13 protein-coding genes are annotated in these 17,803 nt (G+C 30.9%); 3 read left to right on the top strand and 10 right to left on the bottom strand.

The genetic code is table 11. From position 1 onward, the window contains the following. Window positions 1-7 precede the first annotated feature (7 nt). The 3 genes from mdh to pckA all read right to left on the bottom strand — a co-directional run bounded on the left by mdh (window position 8) and on the right by pckA (window position 3,202). Window positions 8-982 carry a malate dehydrogenase gene (gene mdh, locus GM3708_RS15700; RefSeq protein ID WP_066348906.1) on the bottom strand — a complete coding sequence of 325 codons (975 nt, stop codon included), beginning with the start codon at window positions 980-982 and terminating at the stop codon, window positions 8-10. Between the two features lie 3 nt (window positions 983-985). Then, window positions 986-1,204: an NAD(P)H-quinone oxidoreductase subunit O gene (locus tag GM3708_RS15695; protein WP_066348903.1), complete on the bottom strand. Its 219-nt coding sequence runs from the start codon at window positions 1,202-1,204 to the stop codon at window positions 986-988. 282 nt (window positions 1,205-1,486) lie between these two features. Continuing rightward, window positions 1,487-3,202: a phosphoenolpyruvate carboxykinase (ATP) gene (gene pckA, locus GM3708_RS15690; protein ID WP_066348897.1), complete on the bottom strand. Its 1,716-nt coding sequence runs from the start codon at window positions 3,200-3,202 to the stop codon at window positions 1,487-1,489. A 570-nt stretch (window positions 3,203-3,772) separates the two neighbouring features. Here pckA and ribBA point away from each other — a divergent pair. From ribBA to GM3708_RS15675, 3 genes are all read left to right on the top strand, one after another. Continuing rightward, window positions 3,773-5,437 (top strand): bifunctional 3,4-dihydroxy-2-butanone-4-phosphate synthase/GTP cyclohydrolase II, encoded by a 1,665-nt coding sequence (ribBA, locus tag GM3708_RS15685; protein ID WP_082714159.1) that lies wholly within the window; start codon window positions 3,773-3,775, stop codon window positions 5,435-5,437. Between the two features lie 316 nt (window positions 5,438-5,753). Next, entirely contained in the window at window positions 5,754-6,653 is a 900-nt protein-coding gene (locus GM3708_RS15680; protein ID WP_066348893.1) for a polysaccharide pyruvyl transferase family protein, read from the top strand. Between the two features lie 78 nt (window positions 6,654-6,731). After that, the gene (locus GM3708_RS15675) at window positions 6,732-7,814 is read left to right on the top strand and encodes a glycosyltransferase family A protein (RefSeq protein ID WP_066348890.1); all 1,083 of its coding nucleotides are present in this window, start codon (window positions 6,732-6,734) and stop codon (window positions 7,812-7,814) included. Here the strand turns inward: GM3708_RS15675 and GM3708_RS15670 are convergent. The 7 genes from GM3708_RS15670 to GM3708_RS18605 all read right to left on the bottom strand — a co-directional run bounded on the left by GM3708_RS15670 (window position 7,796) and on the right by GM3708_RS18605 (window position 17,603). After that, the gene (locus tag GM3708_RS15670) at window positions 7,796-8,686 is read right to left on the bottom strand and encodes a sulfotransferase (protein ID WP_066348887.1); all 891 of its coding nucleotides are present in this window, start codon (window positions 8,684-8,686) and stop codon (window positions 7,796-7,798) included. The genes GM3708_RS15675 and GM3708_RS15670 overlap by 19 nt on opposite strands. Continuing rightward, window positions 8,670-9,674: a glycosyltransferase family 2 protein gene (locus GM3708_RS15665; protein ID WP_066348886.1), complete on the bottom strand. Its 1,005-nt coding sequence runs from the start codon at window positions 9,672-9,674 to the stop codon at window positions 8,670-8,672. The genes GM3708_RS15670 and GM3708_RS15665 overlap by 17 nt, the downstream gene beginning before the upstream one ends. A 29-nt stretch (window positions 9,675-9,703) precedes the next feature. After that, a complete protein-coding gene (locus tag GM3708_RS15660) occupies window positions 9,704-10,642 on the bottom strand; it encodes a sulfotransferase (RefSeq protein ID WP_066348883.1) in 939 nt (312 codons plus the stop codon). Window positions 10,643-10,685: 43 nt separating this feature from the next. After that, entirely contained in the window at window positions 10,686-12,425 is a 1,740-nt protein-coding gene (locus tag GM3708_RS15655; protein ID WP_066348881.1) for a cellulose-binding protein, read from the bottom strand. 23 nt (window positions 12,426-12,448) lie between these two features. Next, window positions 12,449-13,666 (bottom strand): glycosyltransferase family 4 protein, encoded by a 1,218-nt coding sequence (locus GM3708_RS15650; protein WP_066348880.1) that lies wholly within the window; start codon window positions 13,664-13,666, stop codon window positions 12,449-12,451. A gap of 11 nt (window positions 13,667-13,677) precedes the next feature. Continuing rightward, window positions 13,678-14,868 (bottom strand): glycosyltransferase family 2 protein, encoded by a 1,191-nt coding sequence (locus GM3708_RS15645; RefSeq protein WP_066348878.1) that lies wholly within the window; start codon window positions 14,866-14,868, stop codon window positions 13,678-13,680. 89 nt (window positions 14,869-14,957) lie between these two features. Further along, the gene (locus tag GM3708_RS18605; protein ID WP_144439332.1) at window positions 14,958-17,603 is read right to left on the bottom strand and encodes a hypothetical protein; all 2,646 of its coding nucleotides are present in this window, start codon (window positions 17,601-17,603) and stop codon (window positions 14,958-14,960) included. Between the last annotated feature and the right edge of the window lie 200 nt (window positions 17,604-17,803).

The raw sequence follows: 17,803 nt of genomic DNA, 5'->3' as shown, positions 1-17,803 counted from the left end.
TTTTTAATTACTCACTCTCTAATTGTTCTAGGGCTAAATTGATATTATCACGAACAGATCGTGCGGAATCATAGAGAGTCCTTTTTTCTTCATCTGTAAGATTAATTTCAATAATTTGTTCAACCCCATAACATCCTAAGCGACAAGGCACACCTAAATAAATATCATTTAAGCCATATTCCCCTTGAAGATAAACGGCGGCAGATAACAGTTGAGATTGATTTAATAATACTGACTCAATCATCTGAAAAGCTGAAGAAGCAGGTGCGTAATAAGCACTACCAGTTTTCAGTAGTTTAACAATCTCTGCACCGCCATCTCTTGTGCGTTGCACTAATCTTTCAATGGTTACGGTGTCCATTAATTCAGTGATAGGAATGCCACTTACTGTACAATAACGAGGCAATGGTAACATTAAATCACCATGACCACCTAATACCATACCTTGAACATCATTAACAGACACTCCCAATTCCATAGCAATAAAAGTCTGTAAACGAGAAGAATCCAACACTCCCGCCATTCCCACTACTTTATGAGACGGTAAATCAGTAGTTTTCCAGACTAAATAAGTCATCACGTCAAGGGGATTTGTAATTACCAAATAAAGTGCATCAGGAGAATAAATAAAACATTTTTGAGCAGCTTCGGTGACAATTTTGGCATTAATTTTTAGTAAATCTTCCCTTGTCATACCCGGTTTTCTGGCAATTCCTGCGGTGATCACGATGACATCAGAATCAATCGTATTTTGATACTCATTCGTACCAATAATATTACGATTATGTAATTCTATACCTCTAGCTTCCATCAAATCAAGGGCAATTCCTTGAGGTAAACCTTCGACAATATCTAATAAACAAACATCAGCAAGATTATGCTCAATGACTCTTTGTGCTAAAGTTTTACCCACATTACCAGCACCAATAATTGAAACTTTAGGAATTTTACTACAAACAGGGAGAGTGAGAGATTTATTCATGATTTACTCTACTAATTCAAGGTGATCAATTTTTAACCATACACTAGGAGTAGGAGTATAAAATTTAACTAAAGCATATTCATCCTTCAAATCTAAAATTTCTCCTTTGCTTTCAAAAATGTAAGCTGGAAATCTATTATCACTAGCTTTTGCTTCTAAAGTGTTAGCTAATTTTTCAGGGATAGCTTTTACAAATGCACCTTTTTTGATCGTATTTGCCATAATCTGAATTGGAAAACTTTTTATTTATAGTAATTAGTAATTATCTTCTAATTTTGTCATAATTTATCATCAAAAGTGAATGAATAAGTTTTAGGAATCAAAACCTTGAGCTAAATTTGATACAAAAATCAATTAAAAATTGAGAATCAAAATTCCCTGCTTTTATCTGCGCTCGATATAAAAAACTATGAAAGCACTATATAGATAGGGAATTCAGGCTATGGGCGAAGACACATCTAAATTTTACAGGTGATTATAAACAATCCTTAAGTTAAAAGGGTTTTAGCTAATTGGTTGTGGTTGTGCTTGTAAAATGTTTTTATCTTTTATTTCAAATCGACTGAAATTTTCTTGGAATAGTTGTGCTAATTTATTTGCTTGATTATAATAGGCATGACGATCGCTCCATGTATCTTCAGGGTTTAAAATATGAGGGGAAACATTTGGCACAGTTTCAGGTATTAAAACTTTAAAAATAGGATGAGGAAAAAATTTGACATTGTCTAAATCACCATTTAAAGCGGCTGAAACCATAGCCCGAGTTTCTTTGATAGAGATTCGATTACCTACCCCATAACTTCCGCCAGTCCATCCTGTATTAATAAGATATACTTTAGAATTATGTTTGTCTAATCTTTCTCCTAACATTTTGGCATAAACTACTGCCGAAAGTGGCAAAAAAGGTTTTCCAAAACAAGCGGAAAAAGTTCCTTGTGGTTCAGTTATACCTCTTTCTGTCCCAGCTATTTTACTTGTGTAACCTGACATAAAGTGATACATAGCTTGTTCTTTGGTTAAAAGAGAAATAGGTGGCAATACCCCAAAAGCATCGGCGGTGAGAAATATAACTATTTTTGGATGACTTCCTATACTCGGAATCACACAATTAGGTATGTAATCAATAGGATAAGCTACTCTTGTGTTTTCTGTCCAACGTCTATCATTATAGTCAAGATTGCGATTAAAAGGATTTAAAACTATATTTTCTGTGATTGCACCAAAACGAATAGCAGACCAAATTTGAGGCTCATTTTCAAAGGAGAGATTAATGGTTTTAGCATAGCATCCTCCTTCAAAATTAAAAATACCATCTTGAGACCAACCATGTTCATCATCGCCGATTAAGCGTCTTTGAGAATCTGCACTCAGGGTGGTTTTACCCGTACCTGATAAGCCAAAAAACAGTGCTGTATTACCATTTTCGTCCATATTAGCGGAACAGTGCATTGGTAAAACATCTTTTATGGTCATAAAATAGTTCATCAAAGAAAAAACGGCTTTTTTTGCTTCTCCAGCATATTTTGAGCCACCGATGATGATTAATTTTTTGGCAAAGTTGGCGACAATAAATGCTTCCGAGTTGATTCCATCATCAAAATCAGGATCTCCATGTAATCCAGGAACACAAATAACGGTAAAATCTGCTTGGTGATTATTTAATTCTTGTAGAGTTGGGCGAATAAACATTTGATGGGCAAATAAATTTTGCCATGCTAATTCATTGATAATACGCACACTCATGCGATAATGGGGGTCAGCTCCTACATAACCGTCAAAAATGTAAAGATCTCGTCTTTGACAGTAAGAAATAACTCTACGGTACAATAAGTCAAAATTATGCTCAGAAATAGCTACATTTAGTTCATTCCAGTGAATTTCTTCTCTTGAAGTTGGTTCATCTACAATAAATTTATCTTTAGGCGATCGCCCTGTATATTTACCAGTTTTCACGCATAAAGCACCATTATCAGCTAAAATTCCTTCTCCTTTCGCTAAAGAGTGTTCTATTAATTTAGGAACAGATAGATTACGATAAACATGGGTAGGATTTTTAATGCCTAACTTATCTAACCCATAAACAGAGAAATGAGGAGGATAAATACTTTCATCATCATAGGGCAAAGATGTTTCTTGAGTATTCAAACGTTTCTCAATAAGATGCGATATATAAGATTTTTGTTCAGCCATTTCGGGAAAAGGTAAAGAGGTTATCGCCATTGGTTTAACTCCTTAAAAATATTTTAAAAAACCCATTAATAGACATCTCTCATAATTAATTGTCATTTAGAAGAACTTAAGCTCTTACTAAGAGAAAATAAAATCTTTTTTTAGAGAAGTCTAATAAAAATGCATGGATAGACGAAATCATGAATAATCAGTATTGATTATTTTTTTGTATGCTCAGTTATAAATAAGTGATGATGATAATTAATAATCCTAAAAGAGTCTAGGTTACCAGACTTGATCAATCTAAATTGGGAGAACACCTAGTAATTTATTGATGAATCTAAATAGCAAAATAAATTTAATAGATAAATATTTTTAGATAAATATTTTACTGCCTTTATCCTAACAAATTAAATAGCTTTTTAAATTATTTTTTGTTTTATTTTATCTACAATTCTTGATCTTTTTTCTAGTAATAAAACTTAACTAATTCTATTTACTTTTCTTCAGAATTTGTTATGAAAGATTTAATATTTTTTTAAGTCAAATCCCGATCAATATCGAAACTAGGTTAAAATTGAAGAATAATAATTACCTCATAATATAGATAAATTGTTAATTGTGTCCATAGAAAACATACCATTTAACACCATTGAAGAAGCCTTAGCAGATATAAAATCAGGTCGCTCCGTTGTAGTTGTAGATGATGAAAATAGAGAAAACGAAGGGGATGTGATTTGTGCAGCACAGTTTGCTACCCCTGATATGATTAACTTTATGGCAGTAGAAGCAAGAGGTTTAATTTGTCTTGCCATGACGGGAGAAAGATTAGATGAACTAGATTTGCCTTTAATGGTGACAAAAAACACGGATAGTAATCAAACCGCTTTTACAGTAAGTATTGATGCCACAAAACATTTAGGAGTTAGTACTGGTATTTCTGCAGAAGATCGAGCAAAAACAATTCAGATTGCCATTAATCCTAACACACAGCCTGATGATTTAGCAAGACCGGGGCATATTTTCCCGTTACGAGCTAAAAAAGGAGGTGTTTTAAAACGGGCAGGGCATACCGAAGCCGCCGTAGATTTATCTCGTTTGGCTGGTTTATATCCAGCAGGAGTAATTTGTGAAATTCAAAATCCTGATGGTAGTATGGCACGTCTTCCAGAACTTTATCAATACGCCCAGCAACATAATTTAAAACTGATCAGTATTGCCGATTTAATTAGTTATCGCTTGAAATATGATCGTTTTGTTTATCGAGAAACAATTTGTAATTTCCCCAGTCAATTTGGAAACTTTCAGATCTATGCTTATAGAAATACATTAGATGGTACTGAACACATTGCCATTGTGAAGGGGGATATTCATCAATTTGGACAACAACCCGTCATGGTAAGAATGCACTCTGAATGCTTAACAGGTGATGCTTTAGGCTCATTACGTTGTGATTGTCGAATGCAGTTACAAGCAGCATTAAAAATGATTGAAAATGCAGGTTTGGGAGTTGTTGTTTATTTACGTCAAGAAGGGCGAGGTATCGGCTTAGTTAATAAACTTAAGGCTTACACTTTACAAGACAGGGGTTTTGATACTGTAGAGGCTAACGAAAAATTAGGTTTTCCTGCGGATTTACGAGATTATGGCATGGGTGCGCAAATGTTAAATGATTTAGGCATTAATCAAATCCGTTTAATTACTAATAATCCTAGAAAAATTGCTGGTTTAAAAGGTTATGGTATTGAAATAGTTGATCGTTTACCATTATTTATTGAAGCAAATGATTATAATTCTAATTATTTGGCTACTAAAGCTGAAAAATTAGGACATTTATTATTACAATCCTATCTCTGCACCGTGGCAATTACATGGGAAAATCCTTTAAAATCAGCTACAAAACGTTATCAAAAATTAGAAAATTTACGTAATTTAGCTCGGAGTAATAATTTAATTGTACAAGAAGAAACTCGTCCTGTTTCTATTGCTCTATTTAGTCAACCATCTATGATTTTTCACTTGGGTTTTGATAAACCAAATATGGTGGAATTAAGTTGGTATAAAAATAAAAATCATCCTTATTTAAGTGCTATTTTAGAAATACTAACTCAAATTACTTCATGGGAAAGTTTATCTACTTTACAATTTTTAATGGCTGATGCTGAAGATCCCATGTTAGGCTTGAAAGTAACTTTGGATAGGGAAAATATTGATACTGATTTCTCTGTAGATAAATTAAGTAATAAGTTAGAAACTCAAACTATTTATGTCTATCACAAACAATAGGTAAAATATTTATTCGTGATTTATCATTTAAAAATATACTTTGTTCAGAAATAATATAGTTGAACATTATATTTTTAATAATTATAGCAATTCTAAATCAGTTGTCAAACATTTAAAAGTAACAATAATTTATATAATGATTATATAACCAAGGGTTTAAATCTCTTGCATCTAAATTTTTGAGATTTATTTTGATACAAATTATTTAGAAATGCTTTTTTTTGAACTTAAATCTAATTGATATGAAATACAAGAAATTATTTTAGTTTTTAATTGATTTATCATAAAAGAATAAATATAAGTTATTGAATGAATTATGGTTGAGCAACTAAATACACAAGCCTTTTTTCCATATTTAAAAAATAAGTTGCGAATAGAATTACTCAAAAGTAAATACTCTTTTGAAAATCCTCTATGGAATTCCATTTGGGCATCTCATATTAATTTTTTATGGTTTGAGACTAAAAATTGGGGTGATGCACTTAATCCCATGATGATAGAGCTAATTTCAGGAGTTAAAGCTAGGGGCATTGATATTAATCTTAAACAAGAATCAGATTGGAAACCAAACTTGAAAGGTAAATCTCTTTATCTTGTTATTGGTAGCACTCTACATCATGCTGATTCTAATACTATTGTTTGGGGTAGTGGTTTCACGAGTCAGGGAAATATTTTTGTTGAAAAACCAAAAGAGATTTGTGCAGTAAGAGGTCTTCTGAGTGCTAAGCTCGTCAGAAAACTAGGAGTTAATTGTCCTGATGTTTATGGAGATCCAGCTTTATTATTACCCCGATTTTATCAACCGAAAGTAACAAGTAAGTATAAATTAGGAATAATACCTCATTTTTTAGATTGGCATGATCCAAAATTAAAAAAATTTTATAATCAGCCAGATGTTTTATTAATTAATATTAAAGATTCCTTAAAAAAAGTAGTGCGAAATATCTGTAGTTGTGAAAAAATTGTATCGAGTTCTTTACATGGATTAATCGCATCAGATGCTTATGGCATTCCTTCTGGTTGGATTCGTTTATCGGATAAAATACCGGGCAAAAACTTTAAGTTTCAAGATTATTTTAGTTCTTTGGGACTATCAGAACAACAAGTTTATACTATTCAATCAGATACAACAATATCTCAATTATATAATCTTTGCCAAAATAGAAGTGTAAATATTGATCTGGATAGACTAATGGAAGTTTGTCCTTTTAGGTAAGGAAAATAAATTTTAAGATTGTAATAAATATTATGATTAAGTTTTTATTAGTTATTATTACTATTTAATTTCATTTTTATGAATACTCCTTTTATTAGCATTGGTATTCTTGCTTATAATGAATCTTGTGTAATCACAAAAATGTTAAAATCTCTTTTTGCTCAAAGTATTTTTCAGAATCATTCTTTTGATAAAAATATTGAAATCATAGTAGTGCCTAATGGCTGTACTGACAATACAGGGAGCGTTGCGGACCATGTTCTCAAATCATGGCAAGATAAATTATTAAGTTCTCATAATGTAAGAATATCTTACCAAATTCAAGAAGTTACAATAGCGGGAAAAAGTAATAGTTGGAATTTATATATTCATAATTTTTCTGATAAAAATGCGAAATATCTCTTTTTAGCCGATGCAGATATTGAGTTTTTGAATAAAGATACTTTAGCAAATATGATTAATACTCTGGAAAATAAGCCTCAGACTAATATTGTCGTAGATAAACCAGTCAAAGATATTAGTGTGAAAGAAAATAGAAATTTTGTTGAATCTATATCTACCATTGTTTCGGGGAAAGATATGGTTAAAAACCAACGGAAAAATGAACCTCTTTGTGGACAACTTTATGGTGGAAGAAGTTCTATTTTACGACAAATTTGGATGCCCCCAGAATTGTTGGTTGAAGATGGCTTTTTACATAGAATGATAGTTACAGATCTTTTCACTCAAAATAATTTTATACCTGAAAGAATTATAGTGGCTGAAAATGCTTCTCACATTTTTGAGGCTTATACAACTATTTCTTCACTAATACGCCATGAAAAACGTTTAATTTGGGGTAGTATTATTAATTCTTTTATTTTTGATTATTTATGGGAAAAATCCCAAGCTGGAGAAAATATTGGATTATTAATTAAGCAAAATAATGAACAAAATCCACTTTGGCTAAGAGAATTAATTACACAAAGAATTGAACAAGAAGGATGGTGGTTGATTTCTTCATCAAGAATTTTTCGTCGATTTAAAAGTTTTTCTTCTGATTCCTTTTTCCGTCAATGTTTATTTTTACCGATGAAGATGATAGCTTTTATTTTTGATTTACTTGTTTATATTAGTACAAATCAAGATATGAAAAGAAAAAATTATTGGGAATCTTGGTAATTTTGATTTTGCCAATCAACTTTTTTTTCATTAACTATTTTTTTTTGAAATTCATCACAATTAAGTTCTATACCTAACCAATATCCTAATAACTCTAAATCTTCATTAAATATTGATTTTAAATATTTGATATTTTCGGATTTTAGTTGAGGTTTTTCTTTCATCGTCCACAAACTTTTGATTCTATTGCGAAAATTTTGGGGGATAAAATTTCGTCTAATTTGTTTTAGAATAGGAGCTTCTACCAGAATATCACGCCATTCACTTCGACGCATTCTTTCTGTGGAAACATTCAGTGCATCTATTGTTTGCCATTGTGGTTGATGAGGATAATCAATAAATTTACAAATTTTTTCTAGTTCTATTTGAGGATATTTTAATAATCTTTCAAAGAATATTGGTAGAACTCGATGTTGTCCAAAAGCCTCAAAATATGGCAAGAGTTGCATCGTATATTTGCTATAATTAATTAGTTCTGGATATTGATAAATAGCTTCATTTATATTTATATCTATTACTCTTTGAGACCATTCATGAACATATTGAGAAATAAGGCGATCGAGAGGATGACGCATTACATAAATAAATTTAGCATTTGGTAAATAGGTTTGAATACGGGAAACTGTTTGAGGATAAGTTGGTAATTTAGTATAGTGAGTGCTAGATTCTCCACATAAATAATTATCAGAAGCCGATTCAAAATGAGATAAATACCATTCTATTCCTTTTTGATATTGCTCATCGTTACTAAAAAAATTTGGTTCTTTTAATTCTGTCATGAAAATATCAGGCTGTAAGGCTAATTGTTCATGGAGAGTACTTGTGGCACATTTCATTGCTCCGATGATTAAAAAATCAGGCTTTTTTTTCATGATAATTTTCTTTCAAATTATAAGATTTTAAAGGATTGTAGCAGTTTAACCAAATATCTTTTGCTTCTGAGTCACAAGTTTGAGGAGATTTTTTTTCGATTATTTCTCTAGTTAAAGAAATACTACGTCCTATTAACCACAATAAATTAGCTAACCATAAGCCAAAAATACCATAAAACTTAGCAAAATATCGAGAACGGGAAGCATAAAGATAAGCAGGAGGACGTTTTCTGGTAGCAAGATCTTTTTTCATTGAACCACTACCTCCTCTCAGATGAACAACTCTAGCGAAAGGATAATGAATTATTTTCCATCCTGCTTCTCTAGTACGACGACAATAATCAATATCATCAAAATACATGAAATAATCTTCATCCATCAACCCTATTTTTTCGATTACTTCTGCTCTAATTAACACACAGGCAAAACTTGTCCATTGAACTTCGATAACATCTTCACTAACAGGCAAAGGAATATCATATTTACTTAGTATTTTGGTAACAATACTTGTTTGAGCGGCATTTATCAATTCATTAATGGGTGATCGATCTCGAAAACAACTAATTTGCGGTGTTTCATCTAACCACTCTAAACGAGGACTGAAAATTCCCCCTTGAGGATATTTTTCTAAGGCTTTTAACAAAATTTCGATGGCATTATCACGAAGGATGGTATCACTATTTAAAAGTAAATAATTATTAGCTTTAATAGCTTTAATTCCTAAATTATTACCATAGGAAAAACCACCATTAATCTTTGATCTAATTATTGATATCCATGGTTGCCAATTATTTAAAGAGATCGCTTCTTCCATAAGATTTACAGAATTATCAAGGGAATTATTATCTACAATCACAACATAAGATGAACTTAAATTTTTAACTTGAGGTAGTAGAGAGTATAAACAATCAATAGTTAATTGAGGAGTACGATAATTAATTATAACAATACATAATTGATATATTTCTTTTTCAACATCAATAGCCATAAAAATTATTATCTCTATTTATTACATAATCATTTTAAATTTTTTTTAGTGATTTCATTAATGGATAAAGTTACTTGTTTTTGCCATGATTTTAAACCTAATTTACGGGAAATAAAATCTGCTAAAAATAAAGATATTCCTAAACGATTAATTCTAAACTTGACTTTTGCCCACCAATTTTGTATTTTTAATTTTTTTTTCACCAAGAAGTTAGGATTGACTGATTTTACTCCACTTAATTCATAATCTCTGTTAGTTAATAAATTACCTATTTTTGATTCTACTAATCCAATTTCAAAATCTGACATTTTTTTTCGCCATTGTTGTATTAATTTAGGATCTGGTGAACTATAAGTAGTGTCTTGATCATAAGCCAACATCAGCGAATCATAATTTACTCCTAAAAATTGAGAAATAGAACTTAAAACCGTTATGGGATCTGTAATTAAATTTTCGTATTTAACTTCAATGTATCGATCTGAAGTAATAGTTTTTTTGAAATTATCCCATAAAGACTCTGCTTCCAACCAACGATCAACACCATACCAAACATTACCTGCCCACCCCATGGCGATACAAGAACGTGCTACATCTCTTGGATCTCGAATTAAATGAATGAAACAAGCATCATGCCAAATATATAGTAATCGATCGAAATGACGATGCACTGTTGCACCAATAATCGGTTTTTTACAAGAGTTAAATTTCTGTTCTAAAAAACTATTTATTAATAAAGGATAATCAAGATTTTGATCAATCATAAAACCCATAGATTGAAAAATACGGTTAGTTTCTAACCATTCATAATATTGATGGAGTGAAGGAAATTGACCATTATCGGTAACTAAATCAATGGAATATTCAAATTCTTGAACCCAACCAATGGAAGGATGGTGATCTAACATTAAACGTAAAAGAGTAGTACCAGACCTTTCTGCACCTACTAAAAAACAAGGTTTATTAATCATTTTATTAATTTTGATCTTATTTAATTTCAATGATAAATGATAGTTAATGATCTGATTTTTGATTATTAATAAAACCGATTAAAGCTTTATATTTAGGAGATTCTAATTGATCTAAATACTCTAAAGCTCCCCAACTGCCATGTTTACTAGGTTTGCCTATGTCAACAAAGTGCATAAATAAACCTCCTCCAGCTTTTTCCCAATTATTCAATAATTCAGTATAGAGATCATACATTTCTGGACGACGATTTAAGGCGATGAAAAAATCAGTTAGTTTTTGATTATTTTTAACTTGTTTTACTCCTGTTATATGTTGTCCCCCTTCATAAGCTACTAATTGTAAACCTCTTGCTTGCGCTACTTGGCTATGATAAAGAAATTTTTGATTAATATCTGGTAAACTATCTTTTCTTTTACTGTGGAGTAATTTTCCTGTTTTTAAATGTTCTATAGCTTTATTAAAGCCTCCATCAGATTCTTTTAACCATGACTGTACGACAGATTGATTCTCAGGTATTCCTAAACTACTACCAAAATATCCCGTAATAGCATAAGCAGAAATACCATGTTTATAACATGGATTATTACCCTGTGCAACCCATAAAGGACAATCTAAAACAGCTTTTTCTAATCCTTGCCATGAAGTTTGAGTGGACATCACACAGTTTAAACGATTTTTTTGATCTCCAAAGGTTTTTTGAGCAATATCACACATTTGAGCAGTACGCATTCCATACCATTGCATATAAGCATTACCTTCTTGATTCCAGTGTTTTTTACCTTGTGCTAAAGCATAATGTGCTTGTTTAAATTGCCAATTCCATACTTCATTAGAAAATTCTAAATATATTTTTAAATTGGGATCTAATGTATTTTTCACCAATTGAGTAAAATTAGCGATATATTCATCGGTTGCTTGATGAGGAATATTAAACCAAACATCTTTTTGTAATTTATTTGCTAAAGCGATCATGGTTTCTAAAGCAACACCTTTTTGACTATAGGTTACAATGTCAGGAATTGGTCTATCTTGCCATTGCTTTTGTGGAGAATTATTTGTTTTCATCCAATCCATAAAACGTAAAGTACTAAAAGGCTTGATTTTCTCTAAAAATAAGGGATTAAAAATTTCTCCTTGCTTAAATAATTGTTCATTTTTTGCTTCTATAACTCGAATATTGCGAATATAGTTACCTGTATTTTTAGGATCAGTAGCAGTTATAGTAATTAGAATTCCTCTTTTATCACTAGAATTAACTTCAATAACATCTCGTCCTAATTTTGACTCTGATATAATTTTTTTTCCTGCAAATTGATATTGTAATGTACCTTCACCTTCATATAAAACAATATATTTACCTTTAGGAAAAAGATTTGGTATGCCAACAAATAAAAGAGTACTTACACGAGAATATTGAAGGTTATCATTTTTTTTAGGCAGAGATTTTACCCAACCATTTTGATCTAAATTTAGTAAGTTTTCTTCTTTTGTACTCCATTTGCTTAAACAATTCTCGTCTGATTTTACACACTGAGTAATCCATGATCTTGAAGTTTTAAAATGATCAATAAAAGGGTGTTGAGTTGACCAATCACTGATACCATGTAACCCTACGCCTAAAGATGTTGATGTTTGAACAAGAATATTTTGTTTTTCTTTAGCTAAAGTACTATTTTTGTTAGATATCACACTATTTTGAGTTAAATATTGACAACTAACTATTAAGGAAGATAAAAAAAAGATTATATATCGAGATAAAAAATGATTATTAATTTTAAACATTTAGCCCTCCTTTTTTGATAAAATTAACTATTTTTCAAACTAAGATAAGATTGAAATAATTTTATTAAATTTTCAGTTTCTTGATAAATATTATGATTTTTATTAACTGCTATTTTGCCTTTTTGCCCCATTTCTTCTAATTTTTCAATGGGTAAATTTAAAGCCGATTCTATGGCTATGGTTAAAGCATCTATATCTCCTGCGGGAATTAACCAACCAGATTCACCATTTACAATTAACTCTGGTATTCCAGCTATATAAGTACTAATAACGGGTATTCCTAAAGCTAAAGATTCCATAATCACCACAGGTAAACCCTCGGCAAAACTAGGTATTACCATTAATTTAGCCTTAGTAATTTGTTGTTTAACTTCCTCACTACTCGCCCAACCAGTAATTATAATTTGGTTTTTTACCTCTAATTTTTCTGCTAAATTCTCAATTTCTCGTCTTAATTCACCGTCTCCTACTAAAGTTAAATTACAGATTATTCTTTTCTCTTTTAATCTAGCGATGGCTTTTAATAATAGAATTTGTCCTTTTTGAGGGCATAATCTTCCAACACAAACTAAATTATTTTCTAAAGTAATAGGAGTAATTTTTGCATCAATAAATTTCTCATTTAAGCCACAATGAATGATATGAATTTTTCCCCATTCTGGATAGTCACACCATCGATAAACTTGACTTTTTCCATAACTACTAATTACTACAACAAAAGTAGCTTTTTTTATCTTTTCAGGAAGAGATATAGTTTCCGGTTTATCAAATTCTTCCGGACCATGAATTGTAAAACTGTAGGTAAAATCAAATAAGATATTAGATAGCATCGCAACCGTGGCGGAATTTGTGCCAAAATGAGCATGGATATGGGTTATGTTCTCTTGTTTTAACCAAAATGATAAAACACAGGCCTCGCCTAAATAAGCTAAATTTCGGACAATTCCTCGATCTGATTTATAGCCAATTTTGAGAGTAAAAATTATAGTTTTAATAAAATTAAAAGGATAAAAAATTATAGTTTTTAAAATATTGATTAATAATCCAATCATGCCGACATTAAGAATAAATTTAGTTTCCTTTAATTCTTCTTTATCTTCTATATCAACTAATTTATCTTCACTGTAACGAATAGAATACCTTTTGATTTCTAAACCTTTTTTTTCTAATGCTTGTATTTCACGACGAATAAAACTATGACTGATTTTAGGATATTGATTAATTAAATAGGCTATTTTCATAATTTTCCCTTTTAAATATCTCTTTCCGTGCGAATCCATTGATTTTCTCGTTTCCACAAAAATTTAAAATAAAGAGGTATTTTCCAGAGAATATATAAAGGTATTCTTAATAAGTTTATTAAAGGCAATTCTTCTTGTCCAAATTTCACCCATGCTATCAAAATTCCAGTAAAAATCATTACTCCTGCTATCATCAATGCAATGAAAGGAATATAATTAAGATTCAAAATTATCATCAATACAGAAATTAAACTTAATCCCAACCAAATAGATACCAACAAAGATAATGGCGGAATAAATAAATCGGAAGCAATAATCAGTAAATCTAATCTTTTTTGTTTAATACTTTCTTTGATTAGCCGAGGAATATACTGTAATGCTGTTTGTAAATGCCCGTGTTCCCATCTTCTTCTTTGAATAGTCGCAACTTCCTTTTTTTGTGGCAAAATACTCAAAATTACAGTATTTAGACAAAAATAGGGAGAATAACCAGCTATGGCTAAATCTAATCCTAAAGCCATATCTTCCACAATATTATTACTTCCAAGGTCAATTTTTTGAATTACGTGCCAAGGAAAAGTCATACCAGTGCCTGTTAATAAACATGGTTGTTTCAAATTATGTAATCCTAGAGGGCGCACTAAATTCTTTACCTTAAACGCAAAAGCGGAAATTTTATCCTTGGGAGTTGCTTCGGGAGAATTTTCCATTAGATATAATCCCTGAATAGGTTTATTTTTGGCGATCGCCGTTTCCGTTAAAATTTTAATGGTGTTAGGTTGAACAATGGAATCAGCATCAATAAAAATAACAATATCAGGGGGATTTTGCCTCAGATAATTCAATCCGAAATCTAACGCATAACCTTTTCCTTTTAATTCTTGATTTTGACGTTGAATCACTTTGATTCCCATTCTTGTAACGATTTCCACTGTGCGATCGCTACAATTATCAGCAATAACAATTAATTCATCTGTAGATTTTAATTGAGGAATAATAGTATGTAAAGTTTGTTCAATAACAATTTCTTCATTATGGGCTGGAATTAAAATACTGACAGAAGTTTTATACCATTGATTACTATCATTAATCTTGATCGTTAAAGGAAATAAAGAAGCAAAACATTCAATGAAAAAAATCAAACTGATAAATAAAATTACCAATGACGTTAAATTAATCAAAAATAGAATAACAATTAACATACATTTATCTACAATAGTCCCCAAAAAAAAAGACGAATCAAATATCACTGATTCATCTTAACAAACTAATAATAATTATGTAAGTAAATTTACGGTAAAGTACTATTGATTAAATCTATAACTGCATCATACTTAGGTGAGTTTTGATTTAAACTTTCGGTTAATCCCCAAGACCCAAACTTATTATAACTACCAACATCAGTAAAGTTGAGAAATTCACCACCGCCCATATTGAACCATTGTTGGAAATATTCTTTATAAATGTCTCCCATACGAGAATCACGATTAGCTTTAGCAAACAAATCGACAATGGCGGGATCTTCGCTCTTATCGACTAAATGTTGACCACCTTCATAAGCAATTAATTGAAGATTTTCTTGTTTTGCGAGTTCAACATATTGACCGATTCTATCATAAGCTAACTGTAATGCACCACCTTTCGGACTATTAGGAAGTAATCCTCCTTTAGTAATTTCATCAAATAATTTATTTAATCCACCATCAGCTTCTTTCGTCCAAGATAATAGTGTATCTTTGTTGGCTTTATCACCAATATAATGACCAAAATAAGGTGCAATGGTAATAGCATCAATACCATATTGCTCATGAGAAAGAGGATTATTTGTCCAATTATAATTTAAAGCACGATTTGCAGTTCCGATATTACCAGCTTGAGCCCCCATAACACCCACAACTCTATCTTGATCTGAGCCAAAAACCTGATCCCATATTTGGGTAATTTGAGTGGTGCGACGACTATACCAATCATAAGGACTGCTCATATTTTCTGTCTGAGCTTGTTGAGCTACCCATCTACTTTGTTTGAATTGACCATTCCAAACTTCATTAGAATATTCTACATAGATTTTTAATTCGGGATCGAGATGATCTCTAACATAAGTGGCAAAATTGGTTATGTATTCATCCGTTGCTAGATGAGGAAGAGTAAACCATGGATTAACATCTTCTTTATTGGCTAAGTCAACCATGACTTCAACAGAAACACCATTTCCAAACCAAGTTTGACTATCTAAAGTAGGTCTATTACTCCATTCTTTTTGGGTAGAATCATTTGTTCCCATCCAGTTCATAAAACGAATGCTGTTGAAAGAGTCGATATGATTAATAAAATCAGGATTAAAAATTTCTGTTTCGTAAGTATTTTCTGATGCAACAGGAACAACATTTATGTCTCGGATATAATTTCCTGTCTGATTTGGATCTGTTTGAGTAATAGATAAAAGAATACCAGCTTTAGTGGGATTAACTTGAATTACATCTCTTCCAGGGGTAGAAGATATTAGTTTGGCATCAAAACCATACTTAATTGTACCTTCTCCTTCATATAAAACTACATATTCTCCACCAAGATAATTACCATCAGAACGGGATAATAAAGTTCCCACGGAAGTGAATTTAGCACCATTCTCAGGTTTTGGAAAAGAACGAACCCACCCATTTTGATCTAAATCAAGTAGAGCATTTTCTTGAGTATCCCATATTCCATTACCTTGAGTTATCCAAGAAGATGAAGATTTGAATAAGTTAATAAAAGGTTTTTGGGGAGACCAATAAGCAATTCCACCTAGATTTGTGCCAATAGAAATAGAATTGTTAACAACGGGATTGTTAGGTGGTTCCGTTTGTTCAACAGTTTCTTTGAGAATATCGTTAGCGATGGAAACATTATCAATAGCCATAAACTCTGAACCTTCAACACCATCGGTTATAACCCGAATAGCAATATATTCATAACCATTGTTAAAATTAATTTGTTGAGAAAAAGTACTCCAATCAAATGATTTACTTGCAATGTTTCCTGTATCTAATAAAGTACTAAAATTAATTGGCTTTAAGGTATTGGCAAGAGGATCTTTTGTTTCCCAATTACTGATTTTAAATTCTCCATTAACACCATAAATTTGTATTCTAAGAGTATTACTAGTTCCTTTATTAATGGCATCAAAATTCAAATATTGTAAACCTTGAGTTATTTGATTATTTTTAATGACTTGAGTTAAACCTCCTGCACCAGTATTATCAGCATAAGTATAGCCATTGACACTGTCTCTAATCCATTTAGAGTTTATAGGTACAAACCACCCCTTATCTGCATTATTAAAGTAAGTTATTCCCGTATTGGTATTAAACTTCATATTTAATTCATTAAAATCCGAGTCTATTATGCTAACTATTTCTAACACTTTTTTTTGTGCAATGGAAATATTATCAATAGCCATAGACTCTGAAGACTCTACTCCGTCAGTAAAAGCACGAATAGCAATATATTCATAACCACTACCAAAATCGACATCTTGAGTAAAATTTTTCCAGTCGAATGATTGAGTTGCAACATTTCCCGTATCCATTAAAGTAGTAAATTGAATAGGATCAGTTGTTGCACTAATAGGATTGTCAGCTTTCCAGTTATTGAGTTTAAATTTACCATTAATACCATAAATCTGTATTCTTAAAGTGTTACTAATTCCTTTATTAAGAGCGTCAAAACTAATAGTTTGTAATCCTTTGTTAAGTTGATTATTCGTAATTACTTGAGTTAAACCACCAGCCCCACTATTATCAGCATAAGCGGATTCTTGACTTTTATTCCATTTCGTATTTAAAGGTACAAACCATCCTTGATTCGCATTAGTCCAATCAGTTGTGCCTAAATTATTGTTAAATTGTTGAGGTAAATTAAATAAAGAATCCGTAACTATATTTTGAGTAATCATAATCATTAACTCTTAGTAAATAATAATAAATATTAAAGGCGAAACCATAATATATAATTTTTGGAAAAAAAGAAATAAGTCTTATATAAAATGATTTATAAGAGATTATAAAAACAAAATTAAGAATTTAAACAATTACAAATTTGATTTTTTAAATCACCAATTACTTTTTTCTTTATATTTATATTGTTAATTATTTT

Origin of the sequence: Geminocystis sp. NIES-3708 (assembly GCF_001548095.1) — a bacterium.
Lineage (GTDB): Bacteria > Cyanobacteriota > Cyanobacteriia > Cyanobacteriales > Cyanobacteriaceae > Geminocystis.
The sequence above is the reverse complement of the archived record's forward strand: the minus strand, read 5'-3'. Positions and strand labels throughout refer to the sequence as shown.

What these genes read in the sequence shown, in the direction of transcription:
- mdh (WP_066348906.1), bottom strand. Translation starts at nt 982, where the DNA reads ATGAATAAATCTCTCACTCTCCCTGTTTGTAGTAAAATTCCTAAAGTT.
- GM3708_RS15695 (WP_066348903.1), bottom strand. Translation starts at nt 1,204, where the DNA reads ATGGCAAATACGATCAAAAAAGGTGCATTTGTAAAAGCTATCCCTGAA.
- pckA (WP_066348897.1), bottom strand. Translation starts at nt 3,202, where the DNA reads ATGGCGATAACCTCTTTACCTTTTCCCGAAATGGCTGAACAAAAATCT.
- GM3708_RS15680 (WP_066348893.1), top strand. Translation starts at nt 5,754, where the DNA reads ATGGTTGAGCAACTAAATACACAAGCCTTTTTTCCATATTTAAAAAAT.
- GM3708_RS15675 (WP_066348890.1), top strand. Translation starts at nt 6,732, where the DNA reads ATGAATACTCCTTTTATTAGCATTGGTATTCTTGCTTATAATGAATCT.
- GM3708_RS15670 (WP_066348887.1), bottom strand. Translation starts at nt 8,686, where the DNA reads ATGAAAAAAAAGCCTGATTTTTTAATCATCGGAGCAATGAAATGTGCC.
- GM3708_RS15665 (WP_066348886.1), bottom strand. Translation starts at nt 9,674, where the DNA reads ATGGCTATTGATGTTGAAAAAGAAATATATCAATTATGTATTGTTATA.
- GM3708_RS15660 (WP_066348883.1), bottom strand. Translation starts at nt 10,642, where the DNA reads ATGATTAATAAACCTTGTTTTTTAGTAGGTGCAGAAAGGTCTGGTACT.
- GM3708_RS15655 (WP_066348881.1), bottom strand. Translation starts at nt 12,425, where the DNA reads ATGTTTAAAATTAATAATCATTTTTTATCTCGATATATAATCTTTTTT.
- GM3708_RS15650 (WP_066348880.1), bottom strand. Translation starts at nt 13,666, where the DNA reads ATGAAAATAGCCTATTTAATTAATCAATATCCTAAAATCAGTCATAGT.
- GM3708_RS15645 (WP_066348878.1), bottom strand. Translation starts at nt 14,868, where the DNA reads ATGTTAATTGTTATTCTATTTTTGATTAATTTAACGTCATTGGTAATT.
- GM3708_RS18605 (WP_144439332.1), bottom strand. Translation starts at nt 17,603, where the DNA reads ATGATTACTCAAAATATAGTTACGGATTCTTTATTTAATTTACCTCAA.